The organism is Thiomicrorhabdus heinhorstiae (assembly GCF_013391765.2).
Classification (GTDB): Bacteria; Pseudomonadota; Gammaproteobacteria; order Thiomicrospirales; family Thiomicrospiraceae; genus Thiomicrorhabdus; species Thiomicrorhabdus heinhorstiae.
Map to the genome: position 1 here is coordinate 1 of NZ_JACBGI020000008.1, position 19,027 is coordinate 19,027.

The following is a 19,027-nucleotide window of genomic DNA, read 5'->3' on the forward strand; positions in this document are numbered from 1 at the left end:
TAGTTAAATTATTTTTGAGTGGAGTTGGGTCTTTTTAACTATACAGAATGTTTTATTAAAGAGAGGAAACCTCTCCATTTTGGTGCGGTTTTTCCGGTTTACTTTTTTGTGGAATGGTTTCCAGAAGAGCGGCAACCAGAATCAATACGCCACCAAGCATCTCCAAACCGTCCATCGTTTCGCCGAGAATAAAGCTGGCAGACACCACTGCAGTCACCAGCTCCAGAATTAGAATAATCGACGATTTACCGGCCTCCATTTGCGTAACCGCCCATTGGGTTCCCAAGTTGGCTAATAGCACCCAGAGAACGGCAAAGGCCAACAGAGTCAGCCAAATATTGAACGAGACCTCCGGAATGACTTGTTCGTCCAGCTGGCTAAACGCCATCAGTGCAAGAACTGCTGCGCCCAAAAACATAAAATTCAGTTTCAGCATGACCGGAACTTTTGATGAAGCGCGGAAAACGATGTTGTTCATGGCAAACAGGAAGCCGGATAACAGGGCCAGACCGTCGATCCAGCTCGGCGGAGAATAAAAAGCATTCATGCCGCCGACGACCAAAAAGGCACCGATGATGGAAAGCCCCATACCAAGCCAGCGAAAGGGGGTGATCTGTTCACCCAGAAACAGACGCCCGCCAAGCACCCCCCACAAGGGAACCAGATAGAAGAGCACCATCACACGGATTACGTCACCGAAAATCATCGAAGTATTAAACGCCAGCTGAGCACCGCCGCCCAGCAGCATAATTCCCAGAAGTGCCGGCCAGTTTCCGGCGATCTCTTTTCTGAAGCGCCAGATAAGCGGGATGGTGATCGCAAACATGATCAGGTATACCAAGAAGGTGATGGCGATGCCGTTGAATCCCTGCTCATGCAGAAATTTCAAGGGCAGCCAGGTAAGCCCCCATAAAATGGAGGCACCAAGTAGAGCGATAATGGCGATAGATTGCATAGGTTTTAATATTCCGAAAAGGTTAAAGCGCGTCGAGACAATCTGAATAGGCTTGTCTTACCCGCTTGTTCATCCACTGGTTGACTTCCCACAGGTCGACAACGGGCATTTGTGTATAGGGTTGCAAATGGCAATAACCATCCGGGCCGAATTCCGGCGTCATGCTGATTTCATCCGCAGTATGCCGATGCTTGTACTGCCAGATCTGTTGCCAGAAATTAAGGTGCGAATCGACCGCCGTTTGATATTCAGGAGCGCGGGGATCCGGAACCTGCGGTCCTTGGTCGTAACCAACCCGGGCATGGATATGATAGATTTGCGGAATCAGTTGTTGCAGGGTTTCCATTTCCGAATCCATCAGCCTTTCGCAGACAACACACCAGTGACTGATATCGGCTGTCAATTTGAGTTCCGGCAGGGCTTCGGCAATCCGTAGTGTGCTCCAAGGATTAAAAGTCGGGCGGCTGCGGTGAGTTTCAAAGCTTAATAACAGACCGAATTCTTCCTCCAGACGCATCGCATGTTCGAAAAAAACAATCGCCTCCGATTCGGACCAGGCATCACAGCCGACGATACAGGTTGCAAACAGGGGACTGAGCGGTTGCGATTTCTCAATCTGCCGTTTGATATCATCCAGATGTTGCGGTATTGTCCAGCTGCGATCCGGCACATAGTCGTTGCCGGTGACGATTTCGGCAATATAATCGCACTGGTGAATCTGCAGGGTTTCCTGCCATTGCGCCTGTCTTTTCACCGACGGCGCCCGGCCTTCGATACCGTCAAAACCGGCGAATTTCGCTTGGGCGCAAGCGGATTCGATCGGCAGGGTATTTCCCCAAAGCGTTTTAAAAGTTTTTAGTCTCATGGCAGGTGTCTAGACTCTACTCGAAGTAGTTTGGAAAACGGTTTGTTTTCAGGTAAAACTGCCAGTCGTGGTTCGGCCAAAGGTCGGCTTTCTCTTTTTCGCTCAGCGACTTTAACTTGCGGATACTGTCGATCGCCAAGGCTTCGTTGTCCTGCCAGCAAAGTCCGGGCGCGACTTCATCCCGAATGTTTTCCACCAGATCGGCGGCATCGCCGGCCAGGATAATCGGCGGGCCTTTTGGCAGTTCGATCATCATCGACATGTGGCCGGCGGTATGCCCCGGTGTTTCGATGGCATTTACTCCGGGAACCAGTTCGTATTCGCCGGTTTGGATTTTCCAGTTCAGCGGCAGCTCGAAGTCGTTGGCGAAGTAGGCGTCGTCGGCCGGTTCTTTGGCGGCTTTCATTTCCTGTTGATGGACGTGAACTTCCGCGCCGCAGAATTCACACAATCCGCCGGCATGATCGAAGTGCAGATGGCTGCAGAATACCATGTCGATGTCTTCCGGTTGCAGTCCGAGGATTTCCAGTTTATTCGGCAGACGCTGTTCTTCGGTCATATCCGGCGGTCCGAAAGGAAAACCGTCGTGCTCGTAGTACTGGGCACGCAAATCCGGCTGATTGATTTTCTGATAGTCGCAGCCGACATCGAACAGGATGCGTCCGTTGTTGGTTTCGATCAGGTAGGCGAGAATCGGTGCCTTGATGATTTCGCCCTGGCCGCGTCCGCGGGTCGAAAGGGTTTTCTCATAGGTGTGTTCACCGGTGAGAATCGACCAGAATTTTTTCACTTGAGTCATGAGTCGGGTTCCGTATTTAGTGCGCCGTTAGGAATGACACGCCGTCGACACCGATAAAGGTTTCGCCTTCATCGTGTTTGACCGGCAGATCGATCGGATCGCCGTTGAGAATTCTTGGTATCCGGTAGTGATGGAAGCTTTTAATTAGGTGGCGGAAGGTTAAAACCTGCTGATCGTTATCGCCGTATATCTGCTGATGCAGTTTCGGCAGTCGATACCAGGGCTGAAGCTGCTGATGGTGATGCACATTGTGGTAGCAGAAATTCAACACTAGCAAATTAATCCACGGATATTTCACCGACAGCAAATTCGAGTAGGTGTTGTGCTCCTCGAACTCGCGATCTCTTAAACGTGCTTCCGGGCCACGCGGCGAGTCGAGGGTTTCATAGACTTCATAGGTGTGCTGATGTATATCCATAAAGCGCATGACGGTCAAGAACAGCAGATACGATAGGGCGTACAACCACAGGAAGTGAATCGAAATCGACGTCAGCCAGGCGAAGAGGGCAAGGCGCACGATCAGAACCGACAGCACGCGTACTCGTCTTTGACGGCGATTGGCCTTAACAAACGGTAACATAATCACCAGTAAGTGCATGAGGATTTCCAGAGCGGGAATATATGCCCACTCCAGCGTTTGCAAAGTCTTCAGAAGAATCGGATGTTTTTCCAGAATTGGGCGGAAGTCGAAACTGACGATGTCGGCTCGATCCGAATGATGGCGGTTATGCTTATGCACTATGTCGTCAAAGTGCGAGTAGCTGCAACCGGTAATCCATAACAGCAATTCGCCATACCAGCGATTAGCCTGCTTTTTACGGAAAACGCTTTGATGAGCCGCTTCATGAATAAGATAAGCGGCGATTACCATTGAATGGGCAAACCACAAGACCCCCAGCAGGTTGAAGTACCAGGTATCGATCAACATCCAGTATCCGCCGATCAAATATCCGCCCAGTGAATAAGCGGTCGCTAGCAGTGTAGGCAGTAGCGCATCGTCGTGTCTGAAGGTTTTCGAATTCGAAGGCATCGTGGTTTACTCACTTTCAGGTGAAAATAAAATGCAGCAACCTTATTGGGTTGCTGCGTTCGAGAGGGTTCGAAGTGTTGCTTCGATTTGATCCGGTACTTATAGACCGTTCGTCAGACTACCGTCAAAGTAAGCATCGACATCCTGTGGAGTGTCGTACACTTTGTTATTGACGTTGAAGTCGTCAGAGATTTTTGAAGAACCGTAGATAGAATCCAGACCCGGACCTTTTTTGTAAGCCGTTTTTGCTTCTTCCAAAGTCAGTAGTTTGGTTCCTTTCAAGAAAGGTGCATATTCTTCAGCGGTCAGACCTACGCGAGAAGCCATGATTTTCAAAGCGTCGTCACGAGTTTTAGGGTCATTGATGTAGGCAACGACTTCATACCAGACTTTTAATACTTTTTCCCAGTCCGCTCCGCGAGATGCCAAGCTTGCAGGGTTGACAGAAAGTCCGTCGTAAATGATTCCCGGTTTGTCGTGAGAGGTGAAAATAGCGGTTGAACCAGGAACCAGTTTTAGCGCCTGACCTGAGCTTGGTTGCCATGCAACGATAGCGTCAACTTCACCAGAAGCCAAAACTTGCGGAGTTTCGTTGGTAGGAACGTTAACCAAAGTCACGTCAGATTCGCTCATGCCGTTTGCTTCAAGTGCAGTCAAAAGCAGCAGGTGACCGACGAAACCAACTTCAACACCGACTTTTTTGCCTTTCAAATCTTTAACGGATTTGATTCCAGGCTGACCGACAACCATGTCGTTACCGTTAGAGTAGTCGTTGATAGCGATCATGACACTCGGCGCACCAGTTGAACCGGTAACCAGAGCGTCACCGTTGGTCATGCCGACGGCATCCAGTTGTCCGGCTGCGAAAGCTTCCATGGATGCAACGTAGTCGAACCATTCAAATTGCACATCGACGCCTTCTTTCTCAAACCATTTTTTCTCAATGGCAACTTCCCACGCTACCCAGCCCGGCCAGTCGCTGTAACCGATTTTCAATGGTTCGGCGGCATTGGCAATCCAGGAAAGGCTGCTTAAAGATAAAACCGCAGCAAATTTTGCCGCTTTCTTAAAGACTCCAAGGTTCATAGGTGATTCTCCGTTTTATTGATTATTACGAAACTTGTTAAAGGTAATAACTTATAAGCAAGAACTAATTTATGTTTTTAAAAAATACATATTTATCAATGTGTTACTATATTTTGGTGTTTTTATAATGGCGCTTAACTACTTGAATTTGATTTATTTTGGTTGTTTTTTGTTTTTTTGTGGTGCGAAAAGGGGCGCGTTGTACATTATTTTCTCCGGTTATTCAGAGAAGTTTTCCCGATATGTTTAATATTCAATCGTAGTGCTTTGATATTCATAGACAAGAACAGCACGATTTTGCGGATACTATTTTGCTTAGACGCGTAACAGATAGCATCCCGCGTTGTTTAACGGTTGGCTGCATTGTTTGTAAAGAAAGCCGGATGCGTAGACATCCGACAATAGGAGGAATAAAAGTATGAAAATCGATGAAATGGGCTGTGTTAAGCCTTTCATAAGTAGTCTTAGGGAAGAGCATTTTCTGACTTACATTATGTTGTAAGTTGGCGGATTCATTGATGATTTCAATCAAGTTGTCGGAAACTCATTCTGAAAAAGGCGATAAATCTTTTGTCAGACTTAAATAAGAGTGTGGCGGAGGAAGTGTGCTATATTAGATTTCACTAATAGAATTTATTAGGGAGAATAAATATGTTTGATTCCGTAGTTGAATTATCCGATTCGAGTTTTATACTTCTTGCTCTTGGCGAGGGTGCGAAACCGACCTTTAAAGCAGTTCACACCGATCGTAACTTTTTAGCGGCTTTGGGAGATGAAATGGTCTATCCCGAAAAATCGCAATTCGTTCGCTTTCAAGTGATTCCCGCCAAAGATATTTTCTCGCTTAATTACCCGGGTACGCACTTTGATCATGTTCTTGAAGCGATTATCAAGAATATTCTGCTGGGGCAGAATGTCGAGCAAGTGGTCAGAATTTAGGTTCGGCCGATTCCGAACATACGTCCAAGGAATCTGAGAAAAACAAATATCGCTACCGCTAACCAGGCAAATACAAACCACTTAAGCACTTCGTATAAAGATCTGAAATTATCCGCTTGGGCGGAAAGTCCTTCCACCGTTATCAGACCGTCTTCAGCCGTCGATAGAGCCTGAAGCGCGACGATTAGAAAAATCGCGCCAAGCAGTGCACCGCCGTACCAGGTGATTTTGCTCCAAATATCCATTCTCGTTCCTTCTATGGAGTGATTTGCTAGACGATATAGTCTATAGATTAATGGTTCGAAGATAAAGCGTCGATCTTCACTAGGGTTTGCTTGAATGCATAGCGAAATTAAAAACTAAAAAAAGCTAAAAAATCCGGATTTTTCTTCTTTATCCCGTTTTAACAGAGTGTAATTCGACGGTCTCTGAAGATAATTTTTCCACCGCTTGATTGTCGAGACATCAAAGGTTTTTTCATAGCCGTTTTTTTGCCCGTTAACCAGATAACCGGTTTTTTCGTTGAATTTATAAATAACCATCAGGTCAGCACGATCTTTGAGCGGAAATGCCACCTTAATTTCGTTGTCCAAAACCAGAGGCGAGTTATTGTCTTCTTCGCCGTAGAGCAGAACCATATGTGGTTCCAGTGTCGGAAGTTTGCGCACGTAAGCCAGATTGAGGGATGTGATCGGCACATTCAGATTGCGTAGAGCGGTGTATTTGGCGATCGAGTAATCCTCGCAATCACCGGCGTCTTTTGCCAGAAATTCAAACGGGGTAGCCCAGTAGTCCTCGGTTTTCCAGATTGAGTAATCGGAGTTGTAGGGAATTTCATTAAAGCGCTGATTAATGAATTTCACCTGTTGGATTTCAGGTAAGTTTTTGGCTTGTTGCAAAATCTCATTCCAGGTTTCCAATCGGCGGGGAGCGAAATAGCCGTAATTCTTTTCAGAATCGCGGATGACCTGATCCGAAATCAGAGTTGGCGAAGGCTCTTCACGATAGGTGGAACAGCTGGACAGGCTTAGAGTACCAATGAAAGCGAGCAAAAGCAGTCCAAGTGTGTAGCGGGGGTTTTTGAAATTAAGCATGAGACGTTTTTACTGGTTAACTGTTTGCTGAATACTTTACCGCAAAACCGTTTTCAGCGCTGGAGAAGATAGCAAAGGGCGTTTTCAGGTTAAAGTTATGGGTATTTTTTAGATAATTAACTACCTGAAGAAAGATAGATAATTATCTGTAATTCAAAGGTTATTTTATTACTTTTGATGCAAAGTGTGCTGCTCCAAGCAGAGGCGCTTCCGGATTGTCGACGATGCGAACCGGAATCTGCTCGATTGCGTGTTTCATCCGTCCCTTATCAAGGAATCCCTGCATAAATTCACCGGCTTCAAGTGCCGAACGAATTTTCGGTGCGATGCCTCCGGCAATATAGACGCCGCCAAGTGGCAAAGATTTCAAGGCGAGATTTCCAGCTTCGGTGCCGTAGATTCTGCAGAACAGCCGCATCGCTTCCTGACACAAAGCATCCTGCTGCTTCAGCGCCGCTATACTGATTACTGCATTGCGGTCGCCTTGCTGCATCTCCGCTTCAAGTTCAGGGGTTTCCTTGGCAAATCCGCTGCTTTTCAAAAAGTCGTATAGGTTACCGAAACCGTTGCCGGAGAGAATGCGTTCCATACTGACATGGCCGTTGAAGCGTTCTCTTAAAAAGAGCAGTAACTGATCTTCCTGAGCATTCTGCGGAGCAAATTCGCAGTGACCGCCTTCGGTCGGCATGGCATGGTGTTCCCGACCGTCAAAAAACAGGATCGCCTCGCCCAGGCCGGTTCCGGCGGCGATGACGGCGATGTGTCCCGGTTTTTCATCGGCATGCGGGTTCAGTTCATAGAATTGGTCGAGACGCAGGATGCCGTAAGCGGCCGATTCCAGATCGTTTAACAGATGGACTTTGGGAATGTTCAGTTCGGCACTGATTTCCGCGGCATCGATTATCCAGGGCAGGTTCGTTGTTACGCAACGTTGGGCTTTAATCGGCCCGGCGATTCCGAATACGGCTGCGGCAAGACCATCTTCACCGCCTAAAAATTCCAGCAACAGGTCTTCAAAACGCGAGTGTTGTCCGCTGGGGAAGGTCTCCTTACGGATTTCCTGCAGTTGGCCGCCATCGGTTTGGTAAATGGCCAGTACGGTTTTGGTTCCACCGACATCGCCTGCCAGAATTCGAGCCATAATCATCTCCTCTAGATGCCTCGAGAGCGAAAAAGTAATTCGCCTGTTGTTTCTTATTTTTCTTTATGCAGAAAACGGAAAGCTTCTACTATGGCATTGGCAACTTCATGTGGTGCCGAGTAGTAGAATTCCTGCCATGCCTGTTCGCGCATGCCTTCGTAGGCGATCATTTCATTGCCTTCTTTGGATAGCCAGCGCAAACGTACCGCATGACCGACCAGCACATCCAGGAACATGGAATCATCGGTATGCATGTCGGGATTGGCTTTCATTATCAGACCGAGCACCATCAGAGCTTCATAGTACAAGCGGCGAACTTCCGGTACAGGAGTCTTGTTCAGCAGATGGTCGACCTTATCCTGAAACAGTTTTTCGCCGCGAGTCATATTGGCGGATAAGGCGTGATCCAAGCGGCGTTTCGGATTCCATTGGTCGCCGATAATCAGCCCGGCTGTCTGGTTGACGACATCCCATACACCTTCGTAGAAACCTTCCGGATAACGTCCGATACTGCCGTTGATCTTACGCCAATGGTGCCAGTCGTCGGCATCTCCAAGTTCAGGGTCCATGTCGGCGGCAAATTGCGGAAGAACCAGATCGTCATCGCTATTGTCGAATTTCATCAGTTCGCGCTGGTAGAGTTCTTCCTGCACGTCGGCATAGTGTTCCAGAACATATTCAAGGGCCTGAGCGATTTCGAACGGTGCCTTGGTCATAAGCAGATCCAAGGCGTCGTCGGCGCTGAAATCCTCTTCGGTATGACGGATATGGCCGGCGAGAAGCTGTAACAGTTGTCCGGTACGGATCAGAGTCATATTGCTCAATAGTTTCGGGCGCGATTTGATGATTAGTCCGAGATTCAAAATCAGCTCTTGAGTCAGAATCTGCGCCCGAAGATCGTCGGAGTTGAACTCTTTGATGATGCGCATGATTTCACCGGCACCGGCCGGTTGTCTGAAAGTCGAATGCTTACTGTATTGGCGGGAAACGCTCAAAGCGATTTTACGCACCAGAATTTCGGTTACTGCGCCTTCCAGATTGATGTCGTGCTTATTGAGCCATGCGGCGGCTCGACGGGTAATATCCCAGGTGTTCTGTTCACTGGCGCGAATATAGACTTCTTCCATCAGCATTTCAAGCTGGCAGGCTTCGCCGCCAGAGCCTTTCAGGCCGGTATCAAATTCTCCGCTATGACGGCTGAACAGAACTTCCAGAATGCTGAACTGATCCTGCAGATTGTCGACATGGATCAATTGTGCGACCAGCGCTTCGTCACTCCATTCGTTGCATACGGCAAGGTCCAGTGTGGATTCGGATTCTTCGCCGATTGGTTGCAATACCAGGCAAGGGTTGCTGCGCATCTGCTGTTCTTCATCTCTACCCGGAGCTTGCTGAAGGTAATGCAAACTGCGGCGCGCCGAAGTCGGGATGAAATTCTTTATCGGACCTAATTTCACCGGAATATCACTGCATCGTCCGTGTCGACACTCTTCCATAAACTCCAGTAAGGCCTGGTTGCCGCCTTTGCTGAGCATTCCCTGATTGATCACCATCACGACTAGCGGTCGACCCGGTAAATTCCACTGGCGGTAAATATAGCCCATTTCCATTTTTAGACGTCGCACCAGCATACGATTGTCCTGGGTCAGATAGAAATCGTGGCGGTTGAGAAACTGTGGCTGGAAAATAAAGCGGTTGCCCTCAAATTCGTATACGCAGGAAGTTGCCAGACCGCGCGGGTTTCTGTGCGGGCGTCCGCTGAGTCCGAGGCGTTCGCAGCGTCCGAGCCATTCAAAGGCGTCGGCAAGCGAGCTGGCCTGCAGAATATGGATCGGTTTGAGTTGATCAAGGGTTTGCGTTACCAAGCCGTATTCATGCAGCTTGTCACGTACGCTGTCGTTTTCGGCAACCAGAGAGAATTGAATCTGTTTGCCGAGGTTTCTGCCGATGTAGGTGTGGCGATCCAGAGGATCGATGTCTTCGGCATCCAACAGGCCGTCCTGTACCAGTGAGCCGAGAATATACAGACTCTGTGCCCAGACCAGAGGAACGTTTTCATTTGGTTCGCGTTCCTGTGATCCCGGGTTTTCACGTTCGGCTTCGATTTTGTCCAATGGAACAAAATACAGTTCCGGCAGCAGTTTCTGGCCGTTCTGTTCGACCAGAAGTTCTTCGAGCTTTTCGCGGTATTCTCTGGCCAGTTCCGGTTGATCGGTAAACAGGTAGTGGAGCAGCAGATAGGTGAAGAACAGCGGCCATTCGCATTCGATATGTTCGAACTGTTTCATCTCTTCCGGTTCGTAGTGCAGTCGGTTATGATCTTCGTTCGCCGCCTGATGACCGTCGCGCAGGAAACGCTTGCATCCGTAACGTCCGGCTAGCTTTGTTACCACTTCGTTTAAAGTCAGGTCGACCAGTTCCGAGTCTTCAACCGCAAATGCCGGATAACCGATCACGCTCAGGGTGGCGGCGTCGACTTCCTTGGAAAGCGATTCGGACGGCAGGGCGGTTTCAAGGGTGATGCGTGCGCGGGCGATTTCGTCCGGAACGACATGGATTACGCTGTCGATACCGCCTTCGGAACCGAAACAGTTAAAACCGTCCATGGCTTCCAGAGCGGCTTTGGCCATCCCGACCGAGCTGCTGTTGACTTCGGCGATCCCGTGGTTGATTTTGTTGCCGCGCTCCCAGATGCCATAGTCAGGAGTACGGTAAGAGCGACCGATATAGTGAACGAGGTTTTGCACGAACTGCACTTCGTCCATCGAGAAGATGATTCGCAAACCGGAAGCGGTCATTTGGCCCAGCATCAGCAGATATAGACTGGTTGCATCCAATTGCAGGTGACCCCATTCGTCGTCACCGACGACCGGATCACCGCTGCCGGTAGCGTATTTTGCATGCAACGCATCCAGAGGGTCTTGTGTGTATTTAAAGGCTTCTACCTTGTGGGATTGCTTCATCATGGCGATCAAAAGACCGCGCATCAATTTTACAACGCTTTGTTCCAATAAGACCGCGCGTCCTTTGGTATCGTCTACCTTGCGATATGCCAAGCCAAGTCCCCAGGCTGCGAGAATACTGTAGACATTATCGCGGACCCAGGCATCGGTATAGTCGCCGTGGGCGGTGATGGCTGTACTGGCGGGGAGTAAACCGGTGATTGGGTTTTGGCGGGCAAGAATAATGTCTGATACTTGTTGGTAGTAGCGGTCTAATGTTGGTAAAACGTCATTGTTCATATTGTTTGTTTCCTATCTATCCTGATAGTTTCCGTGTAATGGGAGATGGATGTTTAGGGAATCTTTCAATCTTCTAACATGATTTCGGGAATAAGTGGAACCTAACGGTAGGTGTCCGCTTGTTCGCAAAAACATATTTTTGTATTTCGAGTGCTACCGGGCCTTGTGTTTTATTTTTGCTTGTCGAATGGTCTTGTTTTTAAGCCGTTCAATCGTAGTAAGGTCGGATTTGTAGGTTTTTTCGATTTAAAGGAATTCCAGAGAAATCTTGGATTAATAATAGCAGAGAGTAGGGAATGGTAAAGCTTCAATTAGCATAGTTAGTGAAATAATGGCTTCTCCGCTGATGAGCGAAGCGTCTGACGCTGTTATGGAGCGTTTCCGGTGTTAAAGACAAATTTATTCAACTTTATTTTACGGTGCAAACCGACGACCATCGTTTATAGGCTTTGCTAAATCCCTGCAATGAAATTTTGTCAGCGAGATAACCGTCGCTATAGGTTGATCGAGCCTTAATATAAAGATGATTGCCTCGTTTCATCTGGTGTACCAGCAAGAAGATTTGCGCCTGAGTAAAATCGGTAAAGGCAATTTTTTTATAGGTTGGCAATGAACCGGCGACCGACCCGGGTTCTCTTTTATCAATTCGAAAATCGATATTGGCGTTTGTGTTTTTTGCGGAAAAAATCCTGTTGGATCTTATCGTGTATTGCTTTTCCCCCTTAAAACACTCAAAGCCAATGCTGTTGCCTTTTTCGCCGGGTGAGGACAGTAACAGAGTCGATACATCATCGGTTATAGGGTCAATATCTATAGAAACTGCCCATTTTCCAAACTTTTCCGAGCCTGCAGCGGTGTTCGCCGATAGCAATGCCAGCGCTAGAAAGGCAATCGGATGCATGAAATATTTCCTGTTAATCACCGTCACGAATAAATTCTCAGTTATTGATGGAGCAAAGATAGTCTTTGAACAAAGATACTACGGATAAAGATATTACGAATTATGCCATCATGCAACGGATTTGCAGTTTGGAATCGTTAGGAACGAAGGAGTCGATTTTCTGGTTTTACCGGAGAAGTGGCAAACAGCATCAACTCTGTTCGATGGCAGTGTCTACAAGTACCTTGGCCGCCATTTTGGCGTGCATTGCCGGTTCCGAAGATTGTAGTGTCACTGCACCGACAATCGCACCGTCGACGAGTATGCCGAGTTGTTCAGTGATCAGGCGAGGGTCCATAACTCCGGCCGCTAAGGCCAGTTCACGGATAAAATTGTTGGTGTTTTCCCGGTGTTGCAGGGCGAGTTCCTGAATTGATTCGTCCTGCTTATGGTTTTCCATCACAGCGTTGATGAAAGCGCAGCCAAAAAATGACTCATCTTCGAACCACTCCTTAAGTGCATCGAATATGCATAGCAATCGATCGCGTGGCGAAACAGCGTTGTTATTTATATAGTCACGGAACCAGTCGAGCCATAATATGCTTTCTCGTTCCAGTACGGCACGCACAAGGTTTTCTTTGGAGTTGAAATGCTTATAGAGGGTTCGGCGTGCGACACCGGATTCGTCCAGCACTTTTTTAATGCCGGTGGCGTGAATGCCGTCACGACAGAACAGTTCGTTGGCCACAGATAACAGACGTTCCGAAGAACAGTTGTCCGTTTTGGTAGCATTGCGCTGGTAGCATACGCGTTTCAAGCCGATTCTCCTGACTGTTGTAAGCTTCTCGCTTTGAGTGACATGCTGAAGAGTTTCCTGCGAGATTATTTGACCGGATATTCCCAGGAAGTTAAGCCTCCGAGAGAATTGCCGGTTTTGCAGCCCTTTCAACAATGTGCTTGAGAGTTTTAATGACCAAGGTTCAAGTTAAGCAAAAATCACCTGCTTAGGGTGAAGATTCTCATCTCCAGGTTCCTTTAAGAACACCTCTTTCTATGCGCTTATGATGCTTTATCTCAGAGTTCAAATCACGCTATCAAAGATCTCATAATTCTGTTTTCAAGGTTCTGACGATCAGCGGCATTCTACAAGTGGGATGCTTGCAATATTGTTCTTCGATTTATTCGTTAGTATAAGTTCGAAGAATTCGGACCTTTAATTTCGCTATCTTAAGGATGAGGTCTCTTTTAGTCAATGTCTGTTGCTGGCTTGGAAAAGTGTTTCGAGCGTGAACATAAATCGAAAACCGTGTTACAGAATGGTGCGCAAGCATATTAGATGTTCCTTAATCGTGCGCAATATTCTTTCCGGGCGACGTCTTTTTTCTGTAGGTGGTAGTAAGTAAAAATATATAAAAATCAATAATTTATTGATTGTTTTTCGGTCTTTTAGGCTTCAGGTTTTTTATTGGCACGTCTTTTGTTTAGTTAGCATGGAGACCGATTGGTCTCCTCTCTTCCCATCGTTCAATGAGGGCAGCCAGATAATGACTGTCTGATTGATTACTTGTATTTTTGTAGGAGCTACACCCATGAAAAGCGACTTATTTAACTGGTTTCGATCTCACGACCTTATCAATAATAAAACTGATGAAACTGATCACGGACGCCGTGATTTTTTACGTACCGGCTGTTCTTGTTGTGCGACGCTTGCGCTGACTCCGGCGGCTGGCGTCATGCTTGCGGCGGCTGGTCGAGCGGAAGCCGCAGCTACCGGTACGACTCTTAAAGTCGGCCATTTACCTGCCGGATGTGTATCGCATGTATTACTGGCAAAAAAACGCGGTATGTTCGCCAAGGCCGGACTTAAGGTTGACCTGGTTCAGTTCAACGGCCCGGCAGATAATATCCGTGCATTGGTCGCCGGCGAACTGCAGATGATGCACAACCCTTGGACTACAACCATGGCTGCTTATGCCGAAGGCAGTAAAGACCTGCGCATCATCGGCGGTTCCGGTCTGGCCGGTATCGAGCTGGTAGCGCGTAAGGGCAGTGTTGCCAATGTTAACGAATTCATCGGAAAAGCCGGCAAGAAACTCCGCGTAGGTACATTGCGTCTGGATACGCTTGAATTGGTCGCCCACGGTGTGATGTCTCAAAACGGCGTCTCTTATGACGATTACGATATGACCTTCTTCCCAAGTATGGTTGGTATGGGTGAAGCACTCATCAACGGTTCCGTAGATGTATGTACCTTGGCTCAGCCTTATGCAGAAATGGTGGTGAAAGAATCGGGCGGTATCTATCTGGCCGACAGTAACGATGTATGGGGGCCTGAAGCGCCTGACTGCGTTATCACCTCTACGGAAGGTTTCATGAAAAGCGAAGGTGCCATGGCAACGGACTATATGGCTGTGCTAAAAGCATCCGCAGAATCTTTCTACAATGATTTCGATGCCGCGCTGGATGATTTGCAACCTCTGTACGGCGTACCACGCGAAATCCTTGCTATTGCTCTTAAACGTCAGTCACCGGACCCATTACTGAATGCCGCTGGTGTATCCGGTATTCGTAAGGGTGTGAAGTATCTGATCGAACTCGGTTACTTTAAAACCAATATTGCCGACGAAGTACTTAGTCTTGGCCATCAGCCGGTCTGATATTAAGGATGGATTTCAAAGGGAGCAATAATGAGTGAAATAAAACGATACGATACGGTGATCGTCGGCGCGCGCGCCGCTGGTGCATCGTTGGCGATCGAGCTGCAACGCCTTGGTCAGCGCGTTGCAGTGGTTGATCGCGCGACTTTTCCTTCGGATACCATGTCCAGCCACGTGGTGTATCCGAATACCCTGAAGCGCTTCGAGCGCCTGGGGGTTTTGCAGGAAATTCTTGATAACGGGCCACCGCCTCTGTACACCTCATGGATTCATGAAAACCGGATGTTTGTTGCACCGCACGCGCCGATCGACGGTCGCGACTGGGCCATCTGTATACGTCGCATAACTCTGGACGCCATTATGGTCAATAAGGCGCGCGAAGAGGGCGCGGACATTTATGAAGGTTGGACTATGACCGAACTACTGGGTTCAGGCACTGAAGAGGATCCGGTGAATGGTTTTATCGCCAAAAAAGGCGATCAGGTGATTCAGTTTGAAGCCGATGTTGTAGTGGGTGCCGATGGGGTCAATTCAACCGTTGCCCGATTGGTTGGAGCGCAAAAACGTAAGATCATGCCGACCGATACCATGTTGTATTTTGCCTACTGGAAAGATGTGGATACACGCAACACCCAGGATTTCTTTTTTGAACCACCGTGGGTTCACGCCCACTTTCCTGCAGATAACGGCTATCACGTGATCACCATGAACGGTCCGATCAGCGAACGTGCAAATATCAAAAACATGGATGATTTTTACATGGAACGGCTGAAGTCCATACCTGCACTCTGGTCGCGGTTGGAAAATGCGCAAAAGGTGTCACGCGTCATAGGTACGCCGAAGCTTGAAGGCTACTATCGTGATTCTGTTGGCCCGGGCTGGTTGCTGGTCGGTGATTCTTCTCACTTCAAACATCCTGCTGGTGCACAGGGAATCGGCGACGCTTTGCATGCCAGCGAAGCGGTAGCGCCGATGATTGTGGCAAACAACTATCGCAGCGAGTATCCGAAATGGCGTGAAAGCGTATCCCGCGAACTCTATGCGTTTTGTAAACACCTTGCCGAAGTGCCTACGGATGAAGGCATGCGCAAAGTAATCGATGCAGCAATTGCCGATCCGATTCTGGCACGCAATCTGATTGATGTGTGGTGCAGAACCTCCAGTCCGTGGAAGGATGTGATTCCTCGCGCGCCATTCCTTGCCGGCATTATGGGGGAAAGTGTCGATGCGGTACTGGCTCCTTATGAAGATGAGGCTGAACTTCCTCAAGTAGCGAACCAAGTAGCAACGGCTTGAGAATGCGATGATAAATCAGACAAACAATTACGACGCGGCCAATCGTCTTGCGTTGGATCGCATCATTGCCTGCGAACCCGCACTAGTCGGTATCGAACCGGCGCAGACCGCGCTCGGTTTACGCGAGGGGGAGCTGGGGCATGCAGGTCCTCCGTTCGCCGATGACGAAATCCTGCCGGCAACGGTACTCAATGCACTGGCCGGTGCCGCAATGATCGAAGGCTGGGCAAAAACGCTGCATGAGGCGCAAGGCATGATCGAAAATCGGGAGATTACACTGCACAGCAATCACGCTCTCGGCACAGTCTCGCCTATGGCTGGAGTGGTTCGACCGTCGCAACCTCTGATGCGGGTGGAAAATCGCAACGGCGAAGGTGTGTGTTATGCGACCTTTGCCGAAAGTGGCCGCCGGGCACTGCGTTTCGGTGTCTATGACGATCAGGTTGCCGAACAGCTGGCATTTCTGGAAGAGCGTGTGGCACCTGAAATTGCCGCCTGTCTGCCGAAAGAAGGTTTGGCAGTGTTGCCATTGGTGGCGGAAGGTGTACGCCTTGGCGACGACGTGCATCAACGCAACATTGGCGGGATGTATGCATTTATCAAGGCGCTGCCGAATCTCGATACTGAGGTTCGCAGTTGGTTGCTGGATAACCCGCAGCATTTTCTTAATTACGCCATGGCTTCCGCTAAATTATGTCTGGATCGTGCACGCGGTATCGAAGGCTCCAGTGTCGTCGTCGCCATCGCCCGTAACGGTAATATGTGCGGAATTCAGCTGGCGGGTACCGGAGAAGAATGGTTCTGCGCGCCGTCCGGCATTCCCGACGGAGGATTTTACCCGCCATTCGGTCTCGATGACGCTCAACCGGATCTTGGCGATAGTGCCATTATGGAGGCTTTCGGGCTTGGCGGTACTGCAGCACATTGTTCGCCTCAGATCGCCGGTCTGTTAAATACGCCATGGCCGGCAGCGGTGAACGCCGGGCGTTTGCAACGCAGCTTTTTTCTCGAAGGACATCCGTTAATGAACCCTGTACTGGCAGGAACCGAGGGTCTGGGTCTTGGGCTGGATGCACGCCGAGTCGTGAATGAAGGTGTCGGTGTGCGTATTCATACCGGCATAGCGCATCGAGACGGCAGTACCGGCTGGATCGGTATCGGTGCAGTGAATGCGCCATTAGATTGTTTTTCTCAGGCCTGCAAATATCTTGACGCCATCCCCCTAACGCAACTGGAGAAATGCGTATGACAGGTAATCGCCCCGAATCCAAACTGTTTGAAAATTCTATACCGAATACTGCGGAACACAATGGTTCAAAAACGGATAAATCAACCTCAGCCGAGGTTTCGCAAGTACGTACCCCTCGCAGTGCCACGGTTAAACCCAGCCGCATGAGTATGGCCTGGAGCGAAGCAGGCTGGTTATTGTTTGCCTGGCTGCTGATTGCCGCCCTTTGGGAATTGGGCGCTTATACCGAAGTGCTCAATCCGCGGATTTTACCGCCTCCGAGTGAAACGATTCCTTATCTGTTGCAGGGACCGGCACCGGCAGGCATCGGCGCACAACGCACGACGTTTATAGGCGCCATTCTCGATACCTTGAGCCGTGTGGCTATCGGCTATCTGCTGGGTATCTTCGCCGCAATGCTCGTGGGCGCTTTGATCGTGCGCTATAAGGCTTTGCGTCGAGTGTGTTTTCCTATCGTACAGACTCTGGCGCCGGTCTCGCCTGTAGCCTGGATTCCGTTTGCCATTGCGCTGGTTGGTATCGGTTCGCCGGCGGCGATATTTGTGGTGTTTATGGCGATTTTCGGATCGATGACGGTATCGGCGGTAGCCGCTTTCGACAGTGTTCCGGAAGAGATGCTGAAAGTGGGGAGAAGCCTGGGTACGAGCAGCACGCATATGTGGACCCGTGTGATTATCCCGGCCGCAGCGCCCGATTTAATGGTCATGGCTCGCATGAGTTTCTTTGCCGCTTGGATGGCGGTACTGGCCGGCGAGATGGCCGGCATCAATTCCGGGTTGGGTTATCTGATTATTCTCGGTCAGCAGATGTACAACATGAAACTGGTGATGGTAGGGATCATCACCATTGGGGTACTGGGCTTTGCTATTGATCGATTGCTGTTGCTGATCCAGCGTCGTTTGTTGTGGTGGGAGTATCGTCGATGACGGAAATGAATGGAAAAAAACGCCGACCGACACAAGTGGTGTTTGAAAACGTCAGTAAACGTTTTGGCGAAAAACAGGCGACTAAGGATGTCTCACTCAAGGTGCCGGGCGGTAGTTTTACCGTGATTATAGGACCCAGCGGCTGCGGGAAAAGTACCATGCTGGGTCTTGCCGCAGGGCTTGACGAACCGAGCGAGGGTTATGTATTTGTCGGTGGCCGCGAAGTGGCCGGACCAACCGAGAATGTGGCACTGCTGTTTCAGCACTACAACCTGTTTCCGTGGTTGTCCGCCTGCGACAATGTCGCCTTTGCATTTCGCAATCGCGGCATGCCTCGCAAGGAGGCACGTCGTCGTGCAATGGAATTGCTGGCCAATGTCGGTCTCGGTGATTATGCGGATAAGGTGCCGGACGAACTCAGCGGCGGTATGAAACAACGGGTGGCGCTGGTGCGGGCGTTTGCGATGCAACCGGGTCTGCTGTTGATGGACGAACCGTTCGCGGCACTGGATCATCAGACTCGACGCATTATGCAGAATTATCTGCTGATGACCTGGCAGGCCACCGATGCTACGGTAATTATGGTGACTCACGATCTTGATGAAGCCTTGTATCTGGCCGATCGTCTGGTGCTGTTTTCAGGTTCGCCGGGCACGATTAGCGAAGTCATCGATATCGATATTCCACGCCCGAGAAAACTTGATGAGGACTTCCTCGCGTCGATTCGCCAAAGGTTGGAAGCGCATCTGGAAAAAGAGGTGGCCTATGACGAATTCACCGAAGCCGAACTGGCCAAAGTAATGGGCTTCGCCAGTGCCGGTCAAGCATAGTAGAGCAAAACAAATTTAACTAACTAATCCAATAGGAG

Annotated in this window: 17 protein-coding genes; 6 read left to right on the forward strand and 11 right to left on the reverse strand. The window is 49.2% G+C overall.

Annotated elements, in window-relative coordinates; genetic code table 11:
• Window positions 1–55 precede the first annotated feature (55 nt).
• The 5 genes from H8792_RS05840 to H8792_RS05860 form a co-directional block, all read right to left on the reverse strand.
• Window positions 56–955, reverse strand: a complete 900-nt coding sequence (locus H8792_RS05840) for a DMT family transporter (RefSeq protein ID WP_185978006.1) — start codon at window positions 953–955, stop codon at window positions 56–58.
• Window positions 956–977: 22 nt separating this feature from the next.
• Window positions 978–1,820, reverse strand: coding sequence for a sugar phosphate isomerase/epimerase family protein (locus tag H8792_RS05845; protein ID WP_185978007.1), 843 nt, complete (start codon window positions 1,818–1,820; stop codon window positions 978–980).
• 16 nt (window positions 1,821–1,836) lie between these two features.
• Window positions 1,837–2,619 carry an N-acyl homoserine lactonase family protein gene (locus tag H8792_RS05850; RefSeq protein ID WP_185978008.1) on the reverse strand — a complete coding sequence of 261 codons (783 nt, stop codon included), beginning with the start codon at window positions 2,617–2,619 and terminating at the stop codon, window positions 1,837–1,839.
• A gap of 16 nt (window positions 2,620–2,635) precedes the next feature.
• The gene (locus H8792_RS05855) at window positions 2,636–3,649 is read right to left on the reverse strand and encodes a fatty acid desaturase family protein (RefSeq protein WP_185978009.1); all 1,014 of its coding nucleotides are present in this window, start codon (window positions 3,647–3,649) and stop codon (window positions 2,636–2,638) included.
• Window positions 3,650–3,748: 99 nt separating this feature from the next.
• Window positions 3,749–4,735, reverse strand: a complete 987-nt coding sequence (locus H8792_RS05860) for an ABC transporter substrate-binding protein (protein ID WP_185978010.1) — start codon at window positions 4,733–4,735, stop codon at window positions 3,749–3,751.
• Window positions 4,736–5,386: 651 nt separating this feature from the next.
• Between H8792_RS05860 and H8792_RS05865 the strand changes: the two genes are divergently transcribed.
• Entirely contained in the window at window positions 5,387–5,674 is a 288-nt protein-coding gene (locus H8792_RS05865; protein ID WP_185978011.1) for a hypothetical protein, read from the forward strand.
• Here H8792_RS05865 and H8792_RS05870 read toward each other — a convergent pair.
• The 6 genes from H8792_RS05870 to H8792_RS05895 form a co-directional block, all read right to left on the reverse strand.
• Window positions 5,671–5,919 carry a hypothetical protein gene (locus H8792_RS05870; protein WP_185978012.1) on the reverse strand — a complete coding sequence of 83 codons (249 nt, stop codon included), beginning with the start codon at window positions 5,917–5,919 and terminating at the stop codon, window positions 5,671–5,673. The genes H8792_RS05865 and H8792_RS05870 overlap by 4 nt on opposite strands.
• A gap of 114 nt (window positions 5,920–6,033) precedes the next feature.
• Window positions 6,034–6,768 carry a transglutaminase-like cysteine peptidase gene (locus H8792_RS05875; RefSeq protein WP_194947649.1) on the reverse strand — a complete coding sequence of 245 codons (735 nt, stop codon included), beginning with the start codon at window positions 6,766–6,768 and terminating at the stop codon, window positions 6,034–6,036.
• A 160-nt stretch (window positions 6,769–6,928) separates the two neighbouring features.
• Window positions 6,929–7,909 carry a glucokinase gene (gene glk / locus H8792_RS05880; protein ID WP_185978014.1) on the reverse strand — a complete coding sequence of 327 codons (981 nt, stop codon included), beginning with the start codon at window positions 7,907–7,909 and terminating at the stop codon, window positions 6,929–6,931.
• Window positions 7,910–7,962: 53 nt separating this feature from the next.
• Window positions 7,963–11,151: a glycoside hydrolase family 15 protein gene (locus H8792_RS05885; RefSeq protein ID WP_185978015.1), complete on the reverse strand. Its 3,189-nt coding sequence runs from the start codon at window positions 11,149–11,151 to the stop codon at window positions 7,963–7,965.
• A gap of 409 nt (window positions 11,152–11,560) precedes the next feature.
• Window positions 11,561–12,052 (reverse strand): hypothetical protein, encoded by a 492-nt coding sequence (locus H8792_RS05890; RefSeq protein WP_185978016.1) that lies wholly within the window; start codon window positions 12,050–12,052, stop codon window positions 11,561–11,563.
• Window positions 12,053–12,242: 190 nt separating this feature from the next.
• The gene (locus H8792_RS05895) at window positions 12,243–12,848 is read right to left on the reverse strand and encodes a TetR/AcrR family transcriptional regulator (RefSeq protein WP_185978017.1); all 606 of its coding nucleotides are present in this window, start codon (window positions 12,846–12,848) and stop codon (window positions 12,243–12,245) included.
• A gap of 772 nt (window positions 12,849–13,620) precedes the next feature.
• Between H8792_RS05895 and H8792_RS05900 the strand changes: the two genes are divergently transcribed.
• From H8792_RS05900 to H8792_RS05920, 5 genes are read left to right on the forward strand one after another with little or no spacing between them, the layout of a single operon-like run.
• A complete protein-coding gene (locus H8792_RS05900; protein WP_185978018.1) occupies window positions 13,621–14,688 on the forward strand; it encodes an ABC transporter substrate-binding protein in 1,068 nt (355 codons plus the stop codon).
• Between the two features lie 30 nt (window positions 14,689–14,718).
• Window positions 14,719–15,984 carry an NAD(P)/FAD-dependent oxidoreductase gene (locus H8792_RS05905; RefSeq protein ID WP_185978019.1) on the forward strand — a complete coding sequence of 422 codons (1,266 nt, stop codon included), beginning with the start codon at window positions 14,719–14,721 and terminating at the stop codon, window positions 15,982–15,984.
• A 7-nt stretch (window positions 15,985–15,991) separates the two neighbouring features.
• Entirely contained in the window at window positions 15,992–17,233 is a 1,242-nt protein-coding gene (locus H8792_RS05910) for a YlbE family protein (RefSeq protein WP_185978020.1), read from the forward strand.
• Window positions 17,230–18,159, forward strand: coding sequence for an ABC transporter permease (locus H8792_RS05915; RefSeq protein ID WP_185978021.1), 930 nt, complete (start codon window positions 17,230–17,232; stop codon window positions 18,157–18,159). Before H8792_RS05910 ends, H8792_RS05915 begins: the two co-directional genes overlap by 4 nt.
• Entirely contained in the window at window positions 18,156–18,989 is an 834-nt protein-coding gene (locus tag H8792_RS05920; protein WP_228766968.1) for an ABC transporter ATP-binding protein, read from the forward strand. The genes H8792_RS05915 and H8792_RS05920 overlap by 4 nt, the downstream gene beginning before the upstream one ends.
• Window positions 18,990–19,027 lie beyond the last annotated feature (38 nt).